This window comes from Thiothrix eikelboomii, assembly GCF_900167255.1.
GTDB lineage: Bacteria > Pseudomonadota > Gammaproteobacteria > Thiotrichales > Thiotrichaceae > Thiolinea > Thiolinea eikelboomii.
In genome coordinates this window covers 355,046-375,997 of record NZ_FUYB01000003.1, presented here as the reverse complement: position 1 = coordinate 375,997, position 20,952 = coordinate 355,046, and the positions used below count along the sequence as shown (strand labels likewise).

General features: G+C 45.4%; 19 protein-coding genes. 9 read left to right on the top strand and 10 right to left on the bottom strand.

Annotation, left to right across the window (positions count from 1 at the left end):
- Positions 1 to 33: 33 nt before the first annotated feature.
- From lepB (B5D50_RS05730) to glk, 7 genes are all read left to right on the top strand, one after another.
- Complete coding sequence (gene lepB, locus B5D50_RS05730) at positions 34 to 804, top strand: signal peptidase I (protein WP_078921624.1); 771 nt, start codon at positions 34 to 36, stop codon at positions 802 to 804.
- Positions 805 to 881: 77 nt separating this feature from the next.
- Positions 882 to 1,265, top strand: coding sequence for a DUF4845 domain-containing protein (locus B5D50_RS05725; RefSeq protein WP_078921623.1), 384 nt, complete (start codon positions 882 to 884; stop codon positions 1,263 to 1,265).
- Between the two features lie 5 nt (positions 1,266 to 1,270).
- Positions 1,271 to 1,939, top strand: coding sequence for a ribonuclease III (gene rnc, locus B5D50_RS05720; RefSeq protein ID WP_078921622.1), 669 nt, complete (start codon positions 1,271 to 1,273; stop codon positions 1,937 to 1,939).
- The gene (era, locus tag B5D50_RS05715; RefSeq protein ID WP_078921621.1) at positions 1,932 to 2,825 is read left to right on the top strand and encodes a GTPase Era; all 894 of its coding nucleotides are present in this window, start codon (positions 1,932 to 1,934) and stop codon (positions 2,823 to 2,825) included. Before rnc ends, era begins: the two co-directional genes overlap by 8 nt.
- Before the next feature lies 1 nt (position 2,826).
- A complete protein-coding gene (lepB, locus tag B5D50_RS05710; protein WP_078921620.1) occupies positions 2,827 to 3,750 on the top strand; it encodes a signal peptidase I in 924 nt (307 codons plus the stop codon).
- Positions 3,751 to 3,766: 16 nt separating this feature from the next.
- Positions 3,767 to 4,504, top strand: coding sequence for an oxygen-insensitive NADPH nitroreductase (nfsA, locus tag B5D50_RS05705; RefSeq protein ID WP_078921619.1), 738 nt, complete (start codon positions 3,767 to 3,769; stop codon positions 4,502 to 4,504).
- A gap of 86 nt (positions 4,505 to 4,590) precedes the next feature.
- The gene (gene glk / locus B5D50_RS05700; protein WP_078921618.1) at positions 4,591 to 5,580 is read left to right on the top strand and encodes a glucokinase; all 990 of its coding nucleotides are present in this window, start codon (positions 4,591 to 4,593) and stop codon (positions 5,578 to 5,580) included.
- On the opposite strand, the gene tgt is transcribed toward glk, so the two are convergent.
- The 6 genes from tgt to B5D50_RS05670 form a co-directional block, all read right to left on the bottom strand.
- Positions 5,577 to 6,674: a tRNA guanosine(34) transglycosylase Tgt gene (tgt, locus tag B5D50_RS05695; protein WP_078921652.1), complete on the bottom strand. Its 1,098-nt coding sequence runs from the start codon at positions 6,672 to 6,674 to the stop codon at positions 5,577 to 5,579. The genes glk and tgt overlap by 4 nt on opposite strands.
- 150 nt (positions 6,675 to 6,824) lie before the next feature.
- Positions 6,825 to 9,296 (bottom strand): CBM9 family sugar-binding protein, encoded by a 2,472-nt coding sequence (locus tag B5D50_RS05690; RefSeq protein WP_234975806.1) that lies wholly within the window; start codon positions 9,294 to 9,296, stop codon positions 6,825 to 6,827.
- 268 nt (positions 9,297 to 9,564) lie between these two features.
- Entirely contained in the window at positions 9,565 to 10,797 is a 1,233-nt protein-coding gene (locus B5D50_RS05685) for a TFIIB-type zinc ribbon-containing protein (RefSeq protein WP_078921616.1), read from the bottom strand.
- A 21-nt stretch (positions 10,798 to 10,818) separates the two neighbouring features.
- Positions 10,819 to 11,898, bottom strand: coding sequence for an SPFH domain-containing protein (locus B5D50_RS05680; protein ID WP_234975805.1), 1,080 nt, complete (start codon positions 11,896 to 11,898; stop codon positions 10,819 to 10,821).
- 12 nt (positions 11,899 to 11,910) lie between these two features.
- On the bottom strand, positions 11,911 to 13,077 hold the full coding sequence (locus tag B5D50_RS05675; protein WP_078921614.1) for a toxic anion resistance protein: 1,167 nt from the start codon (positions 13,075 to 13,077) through the stop codon (positions 11,911 to 11,913).
- A gap of 66 nt (positions 13,078 to 13,143) precedes the next feature.
- A complete protein-coding gene (locus B5D50_RS05670) occupies positions 13,144 to 14,028 on the bottom strand; it encodes a 5-bromo-4-chloroindolyl phosphate hydrolysis family protein (protein ID WP_078921613.1) in 885 nt (294 codons plus the stop codon).
- A 296-nt stretch (positions 14,029 to 14,324) separates the two neighbouring features.
- On the opposite strand from B5D50_RS05670, the gene B5D50_RS05665 reads away from it, so the two are divergent.
- Positions 14,325 to 15,182, top strand: coding sequence for an XAC2610-related protein (locus B5D50_RS05665; protein WP_078921612.1), 858 nt, complete (start codon positions 14,325 to 14,327; stop codon positions 15,180 to 15,182).
- A gap of 162 nt (positions 15,183 to 15,344) precedes the next feature.
- Here the strand turns inward: B5D50_RS05665 and moeA are convergent, their stop codons facing one another.
- Complete coding sequence (moeA, locus tag B5D50_RS05660) at positions 15,345 to 16,586, bottom strand: molybdopterin molybdotransferase MoeA (protein ID WP_078921611.1); 1,242 nt, start codon at positions 16,584 to 16,586, stop codon at positions 15,345 to 15,347.
- A gap of 221 nt (positions 16,587 to 16,807) precedes the next feature.
- Here moeA and B5D50_RS05655 point away from each other — a divergent pair, with 221 nt between their 5' ends.
- Entirely contained in the window at positions 16,808 to 17,746 is a 939-nt protein-coding gene (locus tag B5D50_RS05655) for a PfkB family carbohydrate kinase (protein WP_078921610.1), read from the top strand.
- Here the strand turns inward: B5D50_RS05655 and B5D50_RS05650 are convergent.
- The 3 genes from B5D50_RS05650 to B5D50_RS05640 all read right to left on the bottom strand — a co-directional run bounded on the left by B5D50_RS05650 (position 17,712) and on the right by B5D50_RS05640 (position 20,813).
- Positions 17,712 to 18,536, bottom strand: coding sequence for a GntR family transcriptional regulator (locus B5D50_RS05650; protein ID WP_078921609.1), 825 nt, complete (start codon positions 18,534 to 18,536; stop codon positions 17,712 to 17,714). The genes B5D50_RS05655 and B5D50_RS05650 overlap by 35 nt on opposite strands.
- A gap of 444 nt (positions 18,537 to 18,980) precedes the next feature.
- A complete protein-coding gene (locus B5D50_RS05645) occupies positions 18,981 to 20,159 on the bottom strand; it encodes a glutathionylspermidine synthase family protein (RefSeq protein ID WP_078921608.1) in 1,179 nt (392 codons plus the stop codon).
- A 3-nt stretch (positions 20,160 to 20,162) separates the two neighbouring features.
- Positions 20,163 to 20,813, bottom strand: coding sequence for a Cj0371 family chemotaxis-regulating polar lipoprotein (locus B5D50_RS05640; RefSeq protein WP_078921607.1), 651 nt, complete (start codon positions 20,811 to 20,813; stop codon positions 20,163 to 20,165).
- Positions 20,814 to 20,952: the final 139 nt, after the last annotated feature.

Below are 20,952 nucleotides of genomic sequence, written 5' to 3'. Positions count from 1 at the left end.
AATAACGAAGAAAATTAAGAAGGAATAGCCTGCATGGATATGGACTTAGAGTTTTGGCTGGTCGTTGCTACGGTTGTTAGTGGTCTGATTTGGTTGCTGTATAGCCTATTTACCAGAAATAAAAGTAAATTCGGTCGTCGTGTAGAGCCTTGGTATGTTGAATATGCCCGTTCATTTTTTCCGGTACTCTTGATCGTCTTACTCTTACGCTCGTTTGTGGCTGAGCCGTTTCGCATTCCCTCTGGCTCAATGTTACCGACTTTAGAAATCGGTGATTTTATTCTAGTAAATAAGTTTACCTATGGTATTCGTTTACCGATTACCCACACTAAAATTATTCCTTTGGGCGAGCCAAAAACAGGGGATGTTGTGGTATTTCGGTATCCCAACGATCCGAAAACAGATTTTATTAAACGCCTAGTCGGTGTACCCGGTGATCTGATTGCTTGGGATAATAAAGATCTGAAGGTGAATGGTGTACCTGTCAAGCGTCAAGAACTCGGTGCTTATGATGCGCATGACCAGCAAGGTCAAGTTCATCCCACCCTTCGTCTTAAGGAAACCCTTGGCAGCGCTGAGCATGATATTCTGATTTTGCCGGGCACTGCTGGGCGCACGGGTGAGCTGGTTGTGCCTGAAGGTCATTATTTTGTGATGGGTGATAACCGTGACATGAGTAATGATAGCCGTATGTGGGGTTTAGTGCCGGAAGAAAATCTAGTCGGTAAAGCGATGCTAGTCTGGATGCATTTTAACTGGGGTGGAGATGGCTTGAATTTCAAGCGGATTGGCTTGATTGATTAATAATTATTAATTATTAATTATTAAAGCATAACACCCGACCTGAAGAAAAATAGTTAACAATAAACTTGGGTAGTAAAATGAAAACAAGAAAAAAACAACAAGGTCTTTCATTTTTGAGCTGGGTCAGTGTTCTCAGTGTGGTCATTCTAGGCTTTGTGACCGGTATTAAACTAGTTCCGGTTTATGTTGAGTTTTATAGTGTGCAATCCTTAATGAAAAAGATTGCAGCAGACACTTCTATTCGTGCGATGAATACTCAAGCCTTACACCGAAAACTAGATGACTATCTGAATATTAATGGTATGTATACCATTCAGCGTGAGCATTTTTCAGTACAGGCTCTGCCTGAAAATAAAAATGCTAAAGCTTTAATGGTGGATTATGAAGTACGCAAGCCTTGGCTAGGAAATATTGATTTTCTAATGAACTTTCATCATGCCGAGGAGTTAAAGGGGCAATAAGCCGTTTGGATAAATTAAAGAAACTACTCTCCGTTGAGTTGATGGCGACTGATAATTTTGTACGTGCTATCACTCATCGGAGTGCAGATGGTAAGCATAATGAGCGTTTGGAGTTTCTTGGTGATAGTGTGCTCGGGCTTATTATCACCACGGAACTTTACCGTCGAATACCTCGAGCGAGTGAAGGCTATTTAAGCCGTTTGCGTGCCTCACTTGTAAATGAAGGTGCCTTAGCAAATTTAGCAGCTGGCTTAGGTCTAGGCGATTTTCTGCGCTTAGGGCAGGGTGAATTAAAAAGTGGCGGTTTTCGGCGTAAGTCGATTTTAGCGGATGCTTTAGAAGCGCTGATTGGTTGCATTTATTTAGAGCAAGGGCTGAAGGAAGCTGAGCGCTTTGTTTTACATATTTATCAAGGGTTGCTCAATCAATTGCCGACTGAGGATGATTTAAAAGATCCTAAAAGTCGTTTACAAGAATATCTGCAATCACGTGGCTATGATTTACCACTGTATCAATTGACCCAGGTCGATGGCGAGGCTCACCGTCAGACTTTCACCGCTGAGTGCAGAATACCTGCTTTGGCTATTTGTACCATTGGCAGTTCGGGTAGCCGACGCAAAGCCGAACAAGATGCCGCCGCTAGAGCGTTTGAGCAGGTGATGAAGCATGTCTAAATACGGGATAGTGGCGATTGCAGGTCGGCCTAATGTCGGTAAATCGACGCTAATGAATTATTTAGTGGGTTTTAAAGTCTCAGCAACAGCCAATAAACCACAAACCACCCGCCATAATATTCGTGGCATTCTCACAGAACAAGATTACCAACTGGTTTTTATGGATACACCGGGTATTCATCGTTCTGCAAAAAGTTTATTAAATAAGACCATTAATCTACAAGCAGTCGCCGCTTTAGAGGAGGTCGATGCTGTGATTATGATGGTCGAAGCTGAGCGCTGGCTGGACGAAGATAGTTTGGTGTTAGAACGTTTGCAGCATTTAACTTGCCCGGTTTTTTTGGTAGCGAATAAGGTTGATCGAATCAAACAGAAGTCAGCTTTATTAGCTTGGTTGCAAGAGGTGGCCGCGAAACGTGAGTTTAAAGCCATTTTTCCTCTATCAGCGACCAAAGGGATTAACACCGAAGCCCTCAAGCAAGCCTTAGTCGCTGTGTTGCCAGCAGGTGAATGGGCTTATCCTGAAGATGAGGTGACTGATCAATCCACCCGCTTTATTTGTGGTGAGCTAATCCGTGAGCAGTTGATGATTTATCTGCACCAAGAGCTGCCTTATTCCACAGCAGTAGAGCTTGAAAAATTTGAAACTCGCCCTGAGTTGACCGAAATTCATGCCACTATTTGGGTGAGTCGGGATAATCAAAAAGGAATTATCATCGGTCATAAAGGGGAAACACTTAAACGAATTGGTAGTTCAGCTCGCATTGCTTTAGAAAATCTCTTAGAGCGCAAAGTTTTATTAAGGTTATGGGTGCGGGTCGAAGAAAATTGGGAAAACAGCCCGCGTCATTTGCAGGCTTTAGGAATCAGCTCAACTAGCGGCTAATATGGATTCGATAACGCCGCTCAATCATCCCCGTAAAGCTTGGTTAGCTTTGTTGCTGGGCTTATTTTTGCCGGGTCTGGGGCAAATTTATAATGGCCAGTTGAATCGTGCTGCTTGGTTTATGTTGGGTTTTTGGGTGTTTGGAATTCCTTTACTGGGTTTATTGGTTCGTTATTTTCCTGATGAGTGGACAGCCAGTTTAATGCTGGGCTCGATAGGTTTGGCATTAATCATTTGGTTGTTGGGCTGTTTGGATGCTTTTATTCAAGCTCGTTATCGTGCTGATTATCGTGCCGCTGCTTGGCAGGGGGCGGGGACTTACCTATTTCTGATTCTACTGGTGACGGTCTGTTTATTTCCTCTGTTAGCTCAGCAGATTCGTAAGCATTGGATTGAACCCTTTCGTATTCCTTCGGCGAGTATGGAGCCGGCTTTAATCGCGGGTGATTTTATTTATGCGGATAAGCATTATAATTGCTTAGGTTGTGAGCCGAGTATGCAACGCGGCGATATTATTACTTTCACCTATCCGAATAATCGCAGTATGGGATATATCAAACGGGTCATCGGTTTGCCCGGTGATCAAATCAAGATTCGTGGGCAAACAGTGACGGTCAATAATACCGCGCTGACGGTCGCTAGTACTCGACAGCAGGGTGCGGTGGTGGTGCAGGAGCGTTATGAGCAGCGGCAATGGCCGGTAATTTGGAAAAATCCACGAGCCGTGCTACCTGTGACTGAGGTGACTGTTCCTGCTGGGCAGATCTTTGTCTTGGGTGATAATCGTTCCAATAGTAATGATTCGCGTTATTTTGGTACTGTACCGCTAGCAGATGTGACAGGGCGCGCTCGACAAGTTTGGTTTTCGTATAATTCTGAATTAGGTGGCTTGCAATGGGATCGAGTCGGTTTAGTCTTGCATTAAGTATAGGCGGTGAGTGATGAATCCGGTCATGGCAACCATGTTGGCACATGCTTCTGTCCGTCAATTTACTGAGCAAACCATTGAGCAGGATATATTGGCAAGCTTAATTCGCTGTGGTCAAGCGGCTGCTTCCTCGAGTTTTATTCAAGCCGTGTCGGTAGTGCAGGTGACTGAGGCAGAACAGCGCCAACAGATTGCTGAGCTAGCCGGTGGGCAAACTTGGGTGGTGGCAGCTCCGGTTTTTTTGGTATTTTGTGCTGATTTACAGCGGGTGAATTACGCCTGTGTGAAAAATGGATTAGGGGCTTTAGAGGGGCATACCGAGCATTTCATTACCGCGACGGTAGATACGGCCTTAGTAGCGCAGAATGTGTTATTAGCTGCTGAGTCGCTAGGTTTAGGTGGTGTTTTTATTGGTGGAATTCGAAATGATCCCCAGCGGGTCTGTGATTTATTGAGTTTGCCTGAGCAAGTTTATCCTGTATTTGGTATGTGTTTAGGTTGGCCAGCCCAGACGCAGGCGGTTAAACCGCGCTTTCCGGTCGCCACTATTTTGCATGAGTCGAGCTATCAGTTAGGCGCAGTGGCTACTGAAGTTGATCGTTATGATCAGCAAATGCAAACCTACTATCAAACCCGCAGTAGTCAGCAACGGATTTCTAATTGGTCTGCCCAAACAGCCGCAGCGGTACAAAAAAAGCAGCGTCCGCATCTGTTAACATTTTTACAAACTCGAGGCTTATTGCTGCGCTAAAAACTGTTAGAGTTAGCAGCATTTATTTTTTTCATGATGTAAAATAATTCAATGCCGCATTGGGCAACAGCTTAAGGAAAAAGAATATGTCTGCTGTCTACACGACTCTTGCTATTGATATTGGTGGAACCAATATTCGTTTAGGACTGCTTACAGCTAACTCATTACGTCCTAACTATATTAAAACTTTTAAAATTAATGAGTTTGCAGGTTTAGCTGAGGTCATTGAGCTATTTTTAAGTTCAGCACCGCCTCACCAAATCACGCAAGCTGCGATTGATGTCGCTACCCCCGTGACTCAAGACACGATTAAACTCACCAATCATACTTGGACGTTTAGTATTCGAGGCATTTGCCAGCATTTTGGCTTTGAGCGCCTTAAGGTGATCAATGATTTTACAGCAATGGCTTTATCTATTCCTTTGCTCGAGCCTAGCGAATTGAAGCAAGTGGGGGGAGGCACTGCTGATCCTGATGGTGCAATTGCTTTATTGGGGGCGGGAACTGGTTTAGGGGTATCTGGCTTAATTCGTTCTGCAGCGGGTTGGTATCCATTGTCAGGTGAGGGTGGACATGTGACTTTAGGTGCACGTAATGCTCGGGAGTTAGCCATTTTTGCGGCCTTCTGGGACAAATATGGGCATATGTCTGCCGAGCGTTTGCTATCAGGTACTGGCTTAGAAGAGTTCTATCAGGTGATTTGCCACTTAGATGGTAAAACGCCAGAGCCTTTGCAGCCAGCAGCGATTTCTGGGCGGGCCATCGCTCAAACTTGCCCTGCTTGTATGGAAACGATGACTTTGTTCTGTGAGTGGTTTGGGATTGTAGCGGCGAATTTAACCTTATCCTTAGGGGCGACCGGTGGCGTTTATATTGGTGGTGGTATCGTTCCGAATCTAGGGGATTATTTTATCCAATCCGGTTTTCGGGCTGCTTTTGAAACCAAAGGACGCTTCACCCGCTATATGCAGCAAGTACCTGTTTATATTATGGACGCAGATAATCCTGCTTTACGTGGAGCTGCCGCCGCCCTTAATCAACGGTTTGATAAAATTGGCCTAAGCTGCACCAGTTAGTGTGCACGTAAGGCGTAAAACTCCCGCACGAATTCAGCGAATCGGTCTGCTTCTAAAGCAGACCGTATGCCTTGCATGAGTTCTTGGTAGTAATACAAATTGTGAATAGTATTCAAGCGTGCACCAAGGATTTCGCCGCATTTGTCTAAATGACGTAAATAGGCGCGTGAGTAATTCTGGCAGGTATAGCAGCCGCAGTGTTCATCAATCGGGCGGGTGTCGTGTTGATATTGGCTATTACGGAGTTTTAATTGCCCGTAGCGAGTGAACAAAAACGCATTGCGGGCATTGCGGGTGGGGATTACACAGTCGAACATATCAATCCCGCGTAATACACCTTCCACGAGATCCTCGGGCTTACCGACTCCCATTAAATAATGGGGTTTATCAGCAGGTAATTGCGGCACGGTGACTTCTAAGATCCGATCACGTTCTTCTTTCGGTTCACCGACTGCTAACCCCCCGACGGCATAGCCATCAAACTCAAGGCTTTGTAGCTGTTCAGCCGACTGCAGTCTTAAATCAGCATAAACCCCACCTTGAACAATCCCAAACAGAGCGGCCGGATTATCAGCATGGGCGGTTTTGCTGCGGGCTGCCCAGCGTAAGGATAATTCCATCGACCGTTTAGCTTCGGCATAGGTTGCAGGATAGGGTGTACACTCATCAAAAATCATGACGATGTCTGAGCCTAATTCACGTTGCACCTGCATGGAGGATTCAGGGGTCATTAGGATTGGGTTGCCATTCACGGGTGATTGAAAACGCACCCCTTGTTCGCTGATCTTGCGCATGGCAGCCAGCGAAAAGACTTGAAAGCCGCCAGAATCAGTGAGGATCGGTTTATCCCAATGCATAAACTCATGCAGATCGCCATGCAAGCGCACAATTTCAGTCCCTGGGCGCAGCATCAAATGGAAGGTATTGCCAAGAATAATCTGCGCACCAATACCTTTTAACTCTTCCGGTGTCATCGCTTTGACCGTGCCATAAGTACCGACTGGCATAAAAGCTGGAGTTTCGACCACACCGCGTGGAAAAGTGAGACGGCCACGGCGTGCCAAGCCTTCCGTTTTGAGCAGCTCAAACTGCAGATGCGACATAACAAGCTTCCGAAAGTTACACAGCCGTGCATGATAACTGGACTTCTAGGCGGATACCAAGCTTCTGTTGGTTTATGGTTTAGCCGCTCTAGTAAAGTTCTAGGAAAGTTCTAGTTGCTTGTCTAGCCTAGATCCCTTGATTCATTCCAAAACTGCCTCACCCATTAGACTTGGATCGTGCCAGACGTCATCAGCTCGACTAAACCAAGCGAGTTTGCCATCGCGCAGGCCGCCGTCATCATCATCGTTCACCTGTAGATCAAGACCAATCCGATGCCCTGGACGCGGGCTGATTCGCAACGAATCCCACGCGATTGCGAGATCTAAGATATAACGCCCCTCTAGATATTGGCTGCGGAAATTGACTTTAGCTGGGGCTGAGTTTTTACCAAAACTGAGTTGACGATCTTGCCAGCGATAGAATAAATGCAGGTCGTTGCGCCCATCGTATTGAGGTAGTTGGCTGGCATCGGCATCTAAGAAAATTTCTAAACTGTCATCATCCCACATCTTGGATGAGTCTAGTTTCATTTGGTCGTCCGCAACTGCGATGCGTAGATACAGACGCTGACTATCCCAGCTGGCTTGCCACACAGCAGCAAGATCGCGGGAGTCTTCAACTCGCCCTGTGATAACTTTACGTAATTGATAAGCCGAGGCATCTTTCAGTGGATTCATCCGATCACGCGCCTGAGCAACCAAGGCTTTATTACCGAATACATATTTTTCCTGTGGCGGATTATTTTGTGAGACTAAAATCGCTTGAGAGCGTAAGGGGGCTAGCATAGGAATAGTCTGTGGGTCGGTATTGACCAACGGAGGATTCGCGGTAGCAGGCAAGGGCGGTTTAGTCAGGCTGTCATTGATGGGATCTAATTGTGGGATATTCCCGACTATATCTGTGCCGTCTTTTTCTTCTTGGCTATTCGGTAAGGGTTTAGGAACATCACCGGTTAAACGCGATAATTCAGCCGTACTCAAAGCTCGTGGTTTTTGCACCCGTGCGACGGTACTACTCGAGCAGCTAGGCCACCAGCAAGGATTGTCACCAATGAAGCGAGTAAGTGCTAGATGCTTGGGTGCTTCTTTATCTGCTTGGGTAATATATTCTTTAGTGCCTTTACTTCCAAAACGGTTATAAGTCCGTGGTGAGGAAAAATGTACAAACATTTTTCCTCCGGCTTGTCGCCAGCCGTCCAGTAATTGCTTATAAATTTTCGCCATTTCAGGGTGGCGATTAGCGGCATAAAATAGCTTATTCGGATGTTGATCATCGCTTTTAGTTTTATCATCAATCAAATGTTGCCCACCTTCATAGGCAATCAAATCAACCCCAAATTGCCGGGTCACATCAGCCTGCTTGCGTACTGCCTCGAGTACTTTTGGTAGGGAGTGATGGGCAGTTTTGTTCTGCATGGCACGGAAAATATCATTGACGCTAGAGGCACGCCGTAGTTCATTAATATCGCCGAATACATAAGGTGCAACGGCAAAAGCATCGGTTTGTTTATAGGCATCACGGAAGGACAGCATCGTAGCAGTCATGCCCGGATTACCATTCAGACCGGCCATTAAGCGCACTAATCGCTGTTTGCCACCAAACACTTGCTCGAAAATATTAAAAATCTCGACCGAGCGCAGTGAGTAATATTTATAGCCAGCGACATAATCAACCGGATCAAGCCCTAGTTGTTTGCCACCTTGTTTCATATAAGCGTGCTGACTGAAAATCCCATTCCAAGTTTCATTACTGTATTCAAGATAGACTTTTAAATCAGGATCAAGATTGGTTCGAATATATTCAGCATAGCGGCGCACAAAATCATTGTCAGCAGCATGGGGAATCGTAAACCAGGCATCCGCATGTAAACGATTGGCAAGCTCGACCATCACTTCTAGAGGGGCACCGCGCACGCCTTCAGCCCCACCCCAAGTTGCTTGCTCGACCAAAGTCCGATCAGACCAGCGTTGAATGGGATTACGAGTAATGCCACTCATATTCATAAAGCGCACAACTTTATAGTCTTTCATGAACTTCAAATAATCAGGATTAAAAATAATCTTTTCATGATGACGTTCAAAATCTAAGAAATCACCGCGTGCACATTGCGAAGCACCATTCACCCGTTGGAAGGGATTACTTGCACAAATGCCCCCTTGGGGAATCACATGAATATTGCGAATATAATTATTTGGATTGGTGGCTTTAATTTCGAGCTTGACGCTGTATTCATTATCTATACCGGGATCTATTTTAATAATATCTCGCCCGGGTTGAGCTTCGACGAGGCTGGCATCTAAGCCATACTCGATTTTGCCTTGGCCTTCATAGAGAACCGTATAATAACCCCGTGGAATCGTGTTGGCGGGTAGTTTATTGATTAAGCGTGTCCCTACTTGCCCCCCCGGCGCAATCGAGGTCGGCCAACCAAACCGATCATATTGCACCTGCCCCTTAGTCAGATAAGGAATCGCTTCCCGAAAGGGTAAAGAGGTTTTAAACAAATCCAAAAAGGGCGCGCTAGAATCATACTCTAATACCTCATTGGTGTTAGTACCTAGCGGTGAATTAGCATTGTAATAAGCCAGTGCGGAAGGCAGTGGCAACTGCATAACCAGCAGTAATGCCGATGCAATGAGGCGATTTCCCCTGAAGAATCGCATGATCATAGTTATTTGCCCCAATATTTTTATTAGTTATTTTCATCGACTTGCTGATTTTGCCCCCGCGCAAGCAGATGATGCGTCCATACTATTAAAATTATAAATGTTCAGAGCTTAGCAATACCTGAAAGCGCTGAGTTTTATAGGATATACGGTTAAATTAGAGTCTTGAGTGAGTCTGGAGTTCAAAAACCATTAATTATTTTGATCAGCGGCGCTAGCGTGGATAATTAGGGTAACTTGGATAGCTGGGTGTGCTTGGATAATACTCATATTGCAAGCCACCTCCACCTCCTTGTTGCAACACTTGCTCTAGGACACCACTGGTTTCTAGGTAATAGCCTAAGCCAAGCATCAATACCACCATACTGAGGCTTAAGGCAACAATTTTTACAATGCTATAAGGTCGCTCACCCTGAGTTCGCCCATTCCGCCCATTAATCACAAAGCGATAGGTTTTCCCTTGATAACGAAAGGCGGCTGACCAAACTGGCAGCAAAATATGCTTAAAAGTGGTATCCGAATAACGAGTATCTAAAGCGGTAATTTGTTGTTGATCACCACCAATATCTTGACGGACGGCTTGCCGAATTGCCTGATCCATCAACTCCCGTGCTTGATTAAAGCCTTCATCTAGGTCAACTTGATAGATTTCACTTTGAAAGCCGCTTAAATAAGCTTGATTGTAATTAACCAGCTGATCCAAATCCCAGGGCTGAATATTATCTAGAATTTTCCGTGGTAAAGAGCGGGTTGCTCCAACGAGGACATCATCAAAAAATTGGCGCACTGTGCCGGATACCGGTGTCCAGCGAATTTTGGGGACATTGACAACACGTTGGCGGGTTTGTCCATTGACGACTTCAGTGACGACTTGTTGTTCGTAATAAACAGTACCGCGTTGACCTTGGTAGTGGCTATCCGTATGGCTGTCATAAGTCCAATAGGGGACATAAATGCCTAGCAAACGCTCATCACGCTTGGCTTTATTCTTTAAAGCAGATGGGGCAAACCAGAGTTGGCCTATCCATTTTTCAAAGGCAGCACGAGCTTGTTGCTCGGTGATATTAAAAGGGAGTAGCGACTTCGGTTGAAACAGGCGCGTCTGCTCCGTGCCAGTCACCACGGGAGTGCCACAAAACGGACAATCGCCCGAATGCTGATTCTGCTTAAGTTCAAAGCTAGCTGCACAATTAGGGCATTTGATGACAGGCGTATGATCTAAAGGTCGCTTTTCTGATTGCTCTAAAGCTTCTAAAGCGACAGAAAAGCTGTACTCCTTAATTTTAATCGGAACATCCACAATGGGGTTTTCATGTCCGCAATAAGTACAGCGCAGGATACGAATCCCGGGCTGATACACTAAATCGGCTCCACATTCTTCACAAGGGAAGTGCTGTTGTGGAGCCTGAGCTGAGTTAGGTGCAGCGCGTTGTGTGGTTGCGGTCATGCTTGGCGCTAAATTATCCGATTAAGGTAAGGGCGGTAACGGAGGTGGCGAGGCAGGTAAAATGCTCTGCAATGCAGTGACCGTACCGGCAGCTTGCCATTGTGCCATTCCGGCTTGCCAGACTAAGGTGGCCACCGTCAAACGACCTGCACTAACCATGGCTTGTAAATCAGCTAAGCTATGTGGTCCACTGGTTTGTTGACCTTGTGCAACATGCCAACTGGCTTGTGGCAGTGGTGGGGGAACAGGAGGCGCTTCTGGAGTCCGCATGGCTTCCGAGAGTTTACCAGCCATTGCCATGCCTACTCCCATATCCATCACAGTACTACCTTGGCTTTTACCTAGGCTTTCAGCGGCTTGGAATTGCAGGTAGCGATCTAAATTGCCGATCATGCCCATACTGCTACGCTTATCTAAGGCTTGTTCTACCTCATCCGGTAATGAAATATTTTCCACCAATACTTGGGTGAGGGCTAAACCATAGGCTTGAAATTCGGGCGCAATTTTCTTAGTAATGAATTGACTGAGTTGTTCAGTATTAGCGGCCATATCTAAGACAGGCAGATTGGCTTGAGCAACAATCGTTGAGAAGCGCGTGACAATCAGATTCCGCAGTTGGTCACTAATTTCTTCAACACGGAAGTTACCATCTGTCCCCATAATCTCTTGCATAAAGAGTTTAGGATCAGTGATCCGCATCGAATAAGTCCCAAAGGCGCGCAGGCGCACCGCTCCAAATTCGCTATCACGGACTATAATCGGGTTGCGTGTACCCCATTTTAAATTCGTGAACTGGCGGGTATTGAAGAAATAAACTTCTGCTTTAAACGGGCTATTAAAGCCATGATCCCAATGTTGTAGAGTCGAAAGCAGAGGTAGGTTGCGGGTTTCCAAAACATATAAGCCAGGGCCTAGGATGTCTGCGACCTCACCTTCATTGACGAAAATAGCCACTTGCGATTCACGCACCGTTAGCTTAGCACCGTATTTAATTTCATTACCATGCCGATTAAAACGGTGCACCATCGTATTATTGCTATCATCCGTCCAGTCGATGATGTCAACAAACTCACCCATTAATTTATCCCATAATCCCATCATGAGACTCCTCAGTTAGCGTGGATTAGCAACAGCAACACGTGATTTAGCTGCGATTAAGGATTCACGTAATTCGCTTTCCATGACCTCTAATTCCTCTTCTGCTCGGGCGCGCATGGCTTTACCTTCATCCGCGATCCGTAACGAATCATTGATCGTATCAATTAAAGTTCGATTGGCTTTTTTCACAGATTCAATATCGAAGACACCGCGCTCCATTTGCTTACGGGTTTCGGCATTGCCTAAGCGTAAAGTTTCAGCATTTTTTTCGAGGAGATCATTGGTGAGATCACTGGCTTGTTTCACGACTTCAGCGGCATCACTCATACGGAAAATAGTCACGGCTTGCGCGAGCTGGTTTTTCCACAGAGGGACGGTATTGATGAGCGTCGAGTTGATCTTATTCACTAAGGTCTTATCGTTTTCTTGCACCAAACGAATGCTAGGGAGGCTTTGCATCGCAACTTGGCGGGTTAAACGCAAATCATGCACCCGCCGCTCTAAGTCATCACGAGCGCTACGTAAGTCACGTAGGCTTTGTGCCATCACCATATCCGCCGTATTAGCTTGGACTTGTGCGACTAGTGCTGGAATATCGTGGCTATCTAACCGCTTCAGTTTTTCATCACCAGCGGCAATGTAGTTTTCTAGTTTATGGAAGAAGTCGAGATTAGCCTCATATAATTTATCAAGGGTGATAATATCCGTCAGTAATTGCGTCTTATGACCTTCCATATCATCGGTAATGCGGTCAATCTGCTTACGGACTTCTTCATATTGGCTGAGGAATTCGACGACGGGTTTGGATTTACCGAGGAGTTTTTCCCACCAGCTTGGCTCGTCATTCGGATTGAGCGCATCAATATCAAAGCCCTTAATCGCTGTGATCATATTGGTCAGTGATTTACCCGCTGAACCAAGATCTTTATTTTTGACCCCCTCGAGCATTTTCTCAGAGATTACGGTCATTTGCTCTTGGGTTTTAGTGCCAAAAAACATAATGCTGCTGCGATCTTTAAGATCAATCTCACCAATCAGTGATTCAATTTCTTGTTTCACCGCTGGGGGTGCAGCGGTATAGGCAACCACTTCTGGCTCAATAACGGGTGGTGGGGTGATCTCTGTACCCGGAATAATGGCTAAGGCAGTACTCGTGGTGGTTTGTAGATCGGTATTGCTCATTGTTATCTCCTCATCATTCTTGATGCTTGAACTAGGCAGGCTAGCCTACCTAGGTTAGGTAGGTTCTTAAAACACACCTTCGCGTTTTAATTGTTGCTCTAGCACTGCAATCTGAACATCTAAATCAAAGTTATTGTTTTCTAAGAGTTTAGTTTGCTGTTCTTGAAAGGTTTGCTCAATCGAGTCTAAAACTCGGTTGAAATCAGTATCTAAATTTGTGGTGGTACCTTGCTGATTATTCTGGCTCTTCGCATAGCCTTGGGCGACTTTTTCAGTACCATCTAAGTAGACTTTTAAGAATTTCCGTGCACGTGATAAACGAGTCGGATCTTCTTCAATAGTCGTGATAATTTGGCGTGCTTGTGAGGTAATCCGCTCTAGACGCTGGCTATAATCGGGGTTGCGAATCGCCCGCCGCGCCTGTTCAATCGACTTAATCCGAATTTCGGCTGCATCCACTGCCTCAATAATTTCATCGACCGTCACACCGAGAGAAATACCACCCGCTTTATCTCGCCGTGGATCAAGTCCATACGACAAAGCAAAACCTAAAAAGGTTGCTGCTGCCATCATGATAGAGGCAAGCACACCATAATCAGCCCCTAACCATGCTAAAACGCCGGTAGTGACTGCAGTGAAGAGGGCTGCGACGGTTTTAAACGGTGTTTTGGGTGCTCGGGCAATTTTACGGCGTTGATACTCGGCTTCGAGTTTAAATCCCCGGCGTGCAATCGTTGCGGCCAGCATATAAGCGGCAAATGAGCCACCTAATACCAAGGTACTAGCTACATTACCGGCGACTAAGGCAGCGATTGCCCCAATTAATAAAGGAAACGGTAGGAAATAGAGCAGCAGGCCTCGAAGGCTAGTCCGCACCTGATGAGCGGCTTCACTCGCAGTCGCGGCTGCGGCCGGTGCATAGCGTTGAGCTTTCGATACAGGATGGGGCATAACACTCCTCACGCAAATAAATGGAACACGGCTTGTAAACTCACTAAGCCAACTGTCGCCGTTAGTAGTAAAAAACCCACGGTTTTTCTGAGTGCATAGTTCATATTGCTTACCCTTAGGTTATACCTGTTTAAGCTGCAAATCTGTTAGCCAATCTGTTATGAGTATCTAGGTATATAATTCTAGGCAATACTAGGTAAAGCTAACAGAAACTACAAGTAGAACTAAGGTTTAGAGCTAAGCGAGTTAAGCTGGATAGCTTGGGACTTGATCACAACAAAAGCGAGGTTGGTTACATGAGGTCTAGAGCAAGTGCTCAAAGCATAGGCATACTCTTTTTATTAAGTTATGCCTCTATCGGTCTAGCAGCGAGCGAAGAGGGGCAATTCCCCTTTAAATTTGCTCCCGTCAAAGGGCAGAGTGTGAGCATTGATCAGCCTGCAGGTGCAGAGGTCATTGCCCATTTACCCAAGAATAAGCAACAAGTGCTGGCCGTGGTCGAAACCTATGAGGCTAGCGATAATATCCAACATATTGCTTTAATTGATGATTTTAATTTTGATGGCGCACAAGACCTCGCCCTGTTAGAAAGTTATGGCTATGGAGGCGTTAACTTGTTCTATCACTTATTTCTCTGGGATCAAGCGGCTCAACAGTTTAGCAAGTTTGGTGAGACGATTAGCAATCCAGAGTTAGATGCGAAACGGCAAGTGCTGACGACTTCGGCACGTAGCGGGCCGGTCTGGTCTAGTACTAAATATAAACTAGAGCAGGGCAAGCTTTATCCAGCTGTCGATTGGGAGGCTATCACAGTGAATGATGGCAATTGGCAGCGGTTGACCTTTAAAAATCCACAAGGTCAAGTGATTGGGCATAAAGTAGTGTCTAGCCAAGATGAACAAAGTGGCGATACCGGTGAAAATTTACCGAATGCGGGTGCGAGTATCAAGGTGAAAAAGGCTGCTCTGTATAATCGACCGAATGCAGCAGCTAAAACTAAAATGTATCTGATTCAGAAGGATATTGTCAGTTTACTCGACTGGCAGCCTACTGAAGGTGATCCGTACTCAGGGGCTGGTTGGTTTTTTGTTCGCTATCAAGGCAAAAAGTTGATTGAAAAATGGATTGAAGGTAGCGCTTTAGTCAAGCCTTAGCTTACAGTTTCTACGCATTTTAAGAAAACCACGTTGGTGGTTTTCTTAAAGTTTAGTTGAATACACATATTTTATGTTATGTAAAATTAATAATAAATCACCTCAACCTATACCCCCTGAGACTTGCCCCAATCTGCTTACCAAGTAAACATCTAATTCTAACTAAGATAAGCTCTCAAACAACAAAATATTCACCTGACTACCGGCTTCAACATCCCCTGAGTCGCGTTCTAATACAATAAAGCAATTCGCCTGACTCATAGAGCGCAACAGATGTGATTCTTGTTTCCCAGTACTGCGAACCTGATAACCTTCAGCAGTTTCAGTATAAATACCCCGTTGGAAATCCTTGCGTCCGGGTACTTTTTTGAGCGGAGTTAAGGTCAGCGCGGGATGCAGGCGTGGCTGAACCACGTTGATGCCTGCTAGCTTTAAAATAGCAGGGCGGACAAATAGCAAAAAGGTTGCCATCACTGATACGGGATTCCCCGGCAGACCAAAAAATAGACAGTTACCTAATCTACCCTGTGCAAGTGGCTTACCGGGTTTCATCGCCATTTTCCAAAAATTGATTTCACCCAACTTTTGTAAGCTGCGAGTAACAAAATCAGCTTCACCAACTGAAACACCACCGCTGGTAATTAATAGATCCGCTTGCTGTTGAGCTTGTATAAAAGCTTGTTCTACCGCCTGCGGTTGATCAGGAATAATTCCTAAGTCGATTAATTCTACGGGTAAATTTTGTAGCAAAGCGCGCAGGGTATAACGATTACTGTCATAAATTTGCCCCCATGCTAAGGGTGTACCGAGTGTTTGTAATTCATCCCCGGTTGAAAGAAAGGCAATGCGTGGTTTACGAATCACCTTAACTGCGGGGATACCTAAGGAGGCAATTAAACCTAAGTCGGCAGCGGTCAATTTGCGACCTGTTTCTAAGATAATCTCGCCTTGTTTGAAATCATCCCCCGGATAGCGCACATGCTCACCACACTGAGGTCGAGTATGCAAGGTGATTTGATCAGCCTGCTGCTGGGTGTTTTCTTGCATTTCCACCGTATCAGTGCCTTCTGGCAAACAAGCACCTGTCATAATGCGCACACATTCGCCTAAGGATACGCTGCCTAAATAGGGTCGACCGGCCCAGGAAATACCGATTTGCTGCAAAGTGGCGGTGCTGGCTAAACTCTCATGGGCAAAGGCATAGCCATCCATTGCTGAGTTACGATGAGGCGGTACATCAAAACCTGCTTGAATAGTTTCAGCCAGTAACCGCCCATTGGCTTGACTCAGCTCAAGTTGTTCTGTCTCAGTAATCGCTTGAATAGTCTCCAAAATTCGCTCTTGAGCTTGCTCAACCGTTAGGACAGTCTCAGGTAAAACATCACAAGTTACATCAGCTGGCATGCAGACAACCCTCAATCACTTAACAAAGCGTTTAGTGTGGCTAGCCTAAAGCCTACAGGCAAGTGTTGTTTTCGAGCTTCGGGCTTAGCTTTAGGTACAATGGCAGGACGTTTTTAGCATAGTATTTGGTTGAATTTTAATCGCTTAGTGCAATTAGGGATGTAGTTTTCGAGCTGCCAAACCTAAAATAATGAAAAGAATAAAACGCGAGGATGAACGTAATGCGGGTTGTTGTTTTAGGGAGTTATGTGCAAGCACATTGTTTGGCTGTGCCTGCTCTACCTGTTAAGGGCGCTTCTATTCAAGCCCCTAGCTATTGGCAAGAGCATGGTGGCAAGGGTTTGAATTTAGCAGTCGGTATGCATCGGCTGGGGTTGAGTGTCTGCTTATTATTGGCGGTGGGTGAGGATGCAGCGGGGCGCTCTGTGTGTGAATTCTTGCAAACAGAAGGTATCTCTACTCAGCATGTTGTGCGGCTAGGGGCGCATTCAGGCTTTGGTATCGGTTTAATTAGTGTCGATGAAGGCAATTTGATTGCGGTATTTTCAGGAGCTAATCATTTACTAAACACTAGCCATCTTACTGCTTTGACAGAAGAAATCGCCTTAGCACAAGTCGTCTGTGGACAGTTTGAAATCCAACCATCGGTGGTATTGGCGGCGTTTCAGTTAGCGAAGCGCTATCGGGTAAAAACTTTGTTAAATCCATCCCCTTGGCAAAAACCCAGTGCAGAGCTGTTGGAGTTAACGGATATTTTGATCTTAAATGAAGTAGAAGCGCGGTTAATGTTTGAGTTAGCCACCCCAACTCCCTTAACTCAGCAAGACTGGTGCACTCTCAATTGGAGTGCTTATTGGTCAGGCGAGTTGTTGATTATTACCTTGGCAGAACGCGGAGCGATTTTATTCCGTCAAGGTCAAGCGCCACTTTATGAGCCTGCTTGGCAGATTCTGCAAGCTGACCCGACAGGGGCAGGGGATGCTTTTACGGCAGGTTGGGTCTATACCTTAGGGCAACAAACAAGCGATCCTCAGGCTTTAGGTTTTGCGAATGCTTGTGGGGCGCTATTGGCTCAGCAGGTTGGCGTACTCGCTGCCTTGCCATCGCTAAGCAGCGTAGAAGCGTTTATCCGGCAGAATCATTCGCCACTTTTAAGGTAATACGATAGGTATAGGCATCCCCACGGAAAGTACCTTCTACATATTCAATCATTTGCCCTGTATTTGTATAAGTTCGCCGCTTTAACAGCAAACAAGGGCCGGGTTCGCGGAATTGGAAGCTTTCCATTTCATCGGGATTGCTCATGGTCGCTTCGATGGATTGCTCACCATGTTGTAGACTTAAACCACACTCCGTTTGTAAAAAACTATACACCGAGCCATTCATATCCCATTTTGCAAGTTTAGGCGCTAGGCTAAGGTCATACCAAGCGACTTCACGGGTCATGGGTAGTTCATTGGCTAAACGTAGTCGGACAACCTTCAGAAATCGAGCCGTAGAAGGACGATTAAAAATAGAGGCAATCACTCGGTCACTGACGACACGGTGTTCTAGTAATTGGGTAGAGGGCTGCATGCCTAACTCAAGCATTTCTTCAGTGAAACCTTTGAGTTTACCAATTTCAGGATTAATCCGTGGCGGTGCTTTGACCATCACACCCGCTCGACCATGCGTGCTAATGTAGTCTTGATCACGTAATTCATCATAGCAACGCCGAATTGTCGTGCGGCTTAATTGCAGCGCTTCAGCTAAAGTGCGCTCAGAGGGCAGACTGTCTCCATCTTGGAGTTCACCTGCTTGAATCATGCTAATGATTTGGCGTTGTAATTGACGATAGACCGGTTCAGAAATGCCGACATCGGGTCTTAAGCGGCGAATAAAGGCGCTGCTGTCATTAGCAGCTTGGATGGCAGGTGGTGTAGAAAGTGGATTGCGCGCAATTATAGTCATGATTTTAAGGCCCTTATGTCGAGTCGATGACGAGTCGATGACGAGGCAAGCCTACCATAAAAAACAGCAAAAACCGTAACAGACCGTGGAAATAATAAGGTATTTAATCTTATTTACTTTGAGGTCAAAAAGAAGTATGGCCACAAGTACCGTGCGAATTTTGCTTTTATTATAAATGCAGGTACTCGTAGCTGAAGAAATATTATTGTTAAAATTATCCACCTATCCAAGTGCGACCCCGGTTTTTCATACTCTTTAGCCCTAACAGTATGATATATAAGTGTTTTAGCCCTTTGCTAATTTTAACTCTATGATTTATAGAGCTATTTAGCTTATTTTTCTTCGCTGCTCGCTATCCGTTGCGTTATTTTTATTCCATGTGCGCAGAGTAAATCTAAAGCGCTTAATTAAAACTTAATCGTTGAGCCTTGAGTTAAAAGAGTTTTACAAAATACGATGACTCACAAATTTGCTCATATCATCTAAGATGTCCCAACCCCGTCGGAAGCCTAAACCGCAAGCTTCCCACGCATAAAATACCCCAGCTTGATAACTCCGACCTTCCCGGTCTTGAGGAAACTCTGCAAAGGCTTGATAAACCTTATGGTAGTTATCATATTCACCGCCTAAGGATTTGAGGACACGACCGTTAGCATCAAGGATGGTCGTGTTGGCACCTTCACGACCGAACATCGTTTTAATGACTTGCTTTTTACCTTGCAAAGGCTCAGTGCGGGTTTCTAGCAAATAGGGAGAGTCTGGAAATAATTCGTAAAGTATCTTCATGATCCCTTTGCTTTGGAACAGCAAGGTATAAGCAGGATTGAGTATCGTACAGGTTTGCTGGCGGCTAATATCATCAAGAATGCCTGTGATCCCATCGGTTTGTAGGGCAATATCTTCCCAAGGATACAGTTTGAACCAATAATCAAAGCGGGTATGCTGAGGATTAAAAATACCCTGTTGCTCGGAGAAGGCGGCTTCATTCATATAGCAATAATCAGTCTGGAAGCCTGCATCGCTGGCCATTTGCTGAAGAAAACGTGTCGTGCGCTCATCTTCTGCTAACCCTGCCAGACTAGAAAATAAAATATTCTGATATTGGTAATAGTGAGCAAAATTTTCCGGTGCATCTTCACCAGTGAGTAGGCGTTGGAAGTTCTTTTGAATGGCTGCATAGAGATTATTAAATTGACTGGCTTCGTTCATGCCATTGGCTTTTAATAAGGCCCATTGCAACACAGCGGTTTCAAACAGACTGGTGGGCGTATCCGCATTAAACTCAATCAGCTTAATCGGTAAGCCATCAATGCCTCCTGCTAGGTCAAAGCGTCCATACAGATGCAAGTCATCCCGTTCCCAGCTACGTTTGATCTGTGTAACCAAGTTGAAAGGAATATCCAATGCAGGGAATAATTCCTGATCAATCACATATTGGGCGGCTTCAACATACATCGCATACAGCTCATTAGCCGCTGTATAATAAGCTTCCGCCTCGTCTGGAGTGACGGGAATAATCTCATTCAGGATATAAGGTGTGCCGTCTGAATCGGTATGCCAAGTCATACCGAGCTCTTCCATCAAGGCATTACTGATCGGTTGAACGATTTCTGTTTGCAACATGTTTTAACCTCCACTACTACCACTACCGCCGCCACTGCTATTACTGGCTTTGCCCTGGTTACCTCCGAAGAAACCCGAACGCGGTGGTGATTTATTTTGGTTAGCTGTATTAGTGGTGGGTGCAGGCTTGCGAGTACTGCTCATCGTGGTTTGTGGTTTTTGTGCTTGCTGTTGTTGATGGCGTTGATAATTCTGATTGCTCATCAATTTATTGGCCAGCATCCCACCAATTAATGCTCCGGCTGCCGAAGCTAAAATCGTTTCTCCTAAGCTTAAGCCTTGATTTTCAGCCAAGGGTTGAGAAAGTTGTGAGTTACCCTCCTCAAAGCGTTTAGCCTCCGCTTCAGCAATTTGCTTGAGTTCGGCTTCATTAAGAATGCGTTCACTGCCATCTAGGCCTTTTAAAATCGCCCTTGAACCTTCTGCAGATGGGTATTTTTCTTTCAGCTCATAAGTATCAGGATTCGCTCCCGTTTGCTGAATTACCATAAATAAGCCTTCACTCGTCGCATCTGCAATCGACGAGGAGTTGTTAGACGGACTAACTGCCGTGGTTTGTGTATTATTATCGCAGCCTTGTAAGCTCGCGAGTACGGTCAAGCCTAGGCTACCGACCATCGAGTAGGACAAAATTTTTTTAATCTGAGCTTGCATGAAAATCTCCTAAGCGTTTGCTTAGCCTGAAGATTAGAGATATTAGCCTTAAAAATCTATTCATACAGTTGAAAAGCCAGTTATCAGCCCAGCTTAGACTATTAAATTTAATTATGGCAAGCTCTAAACGCTGAATATA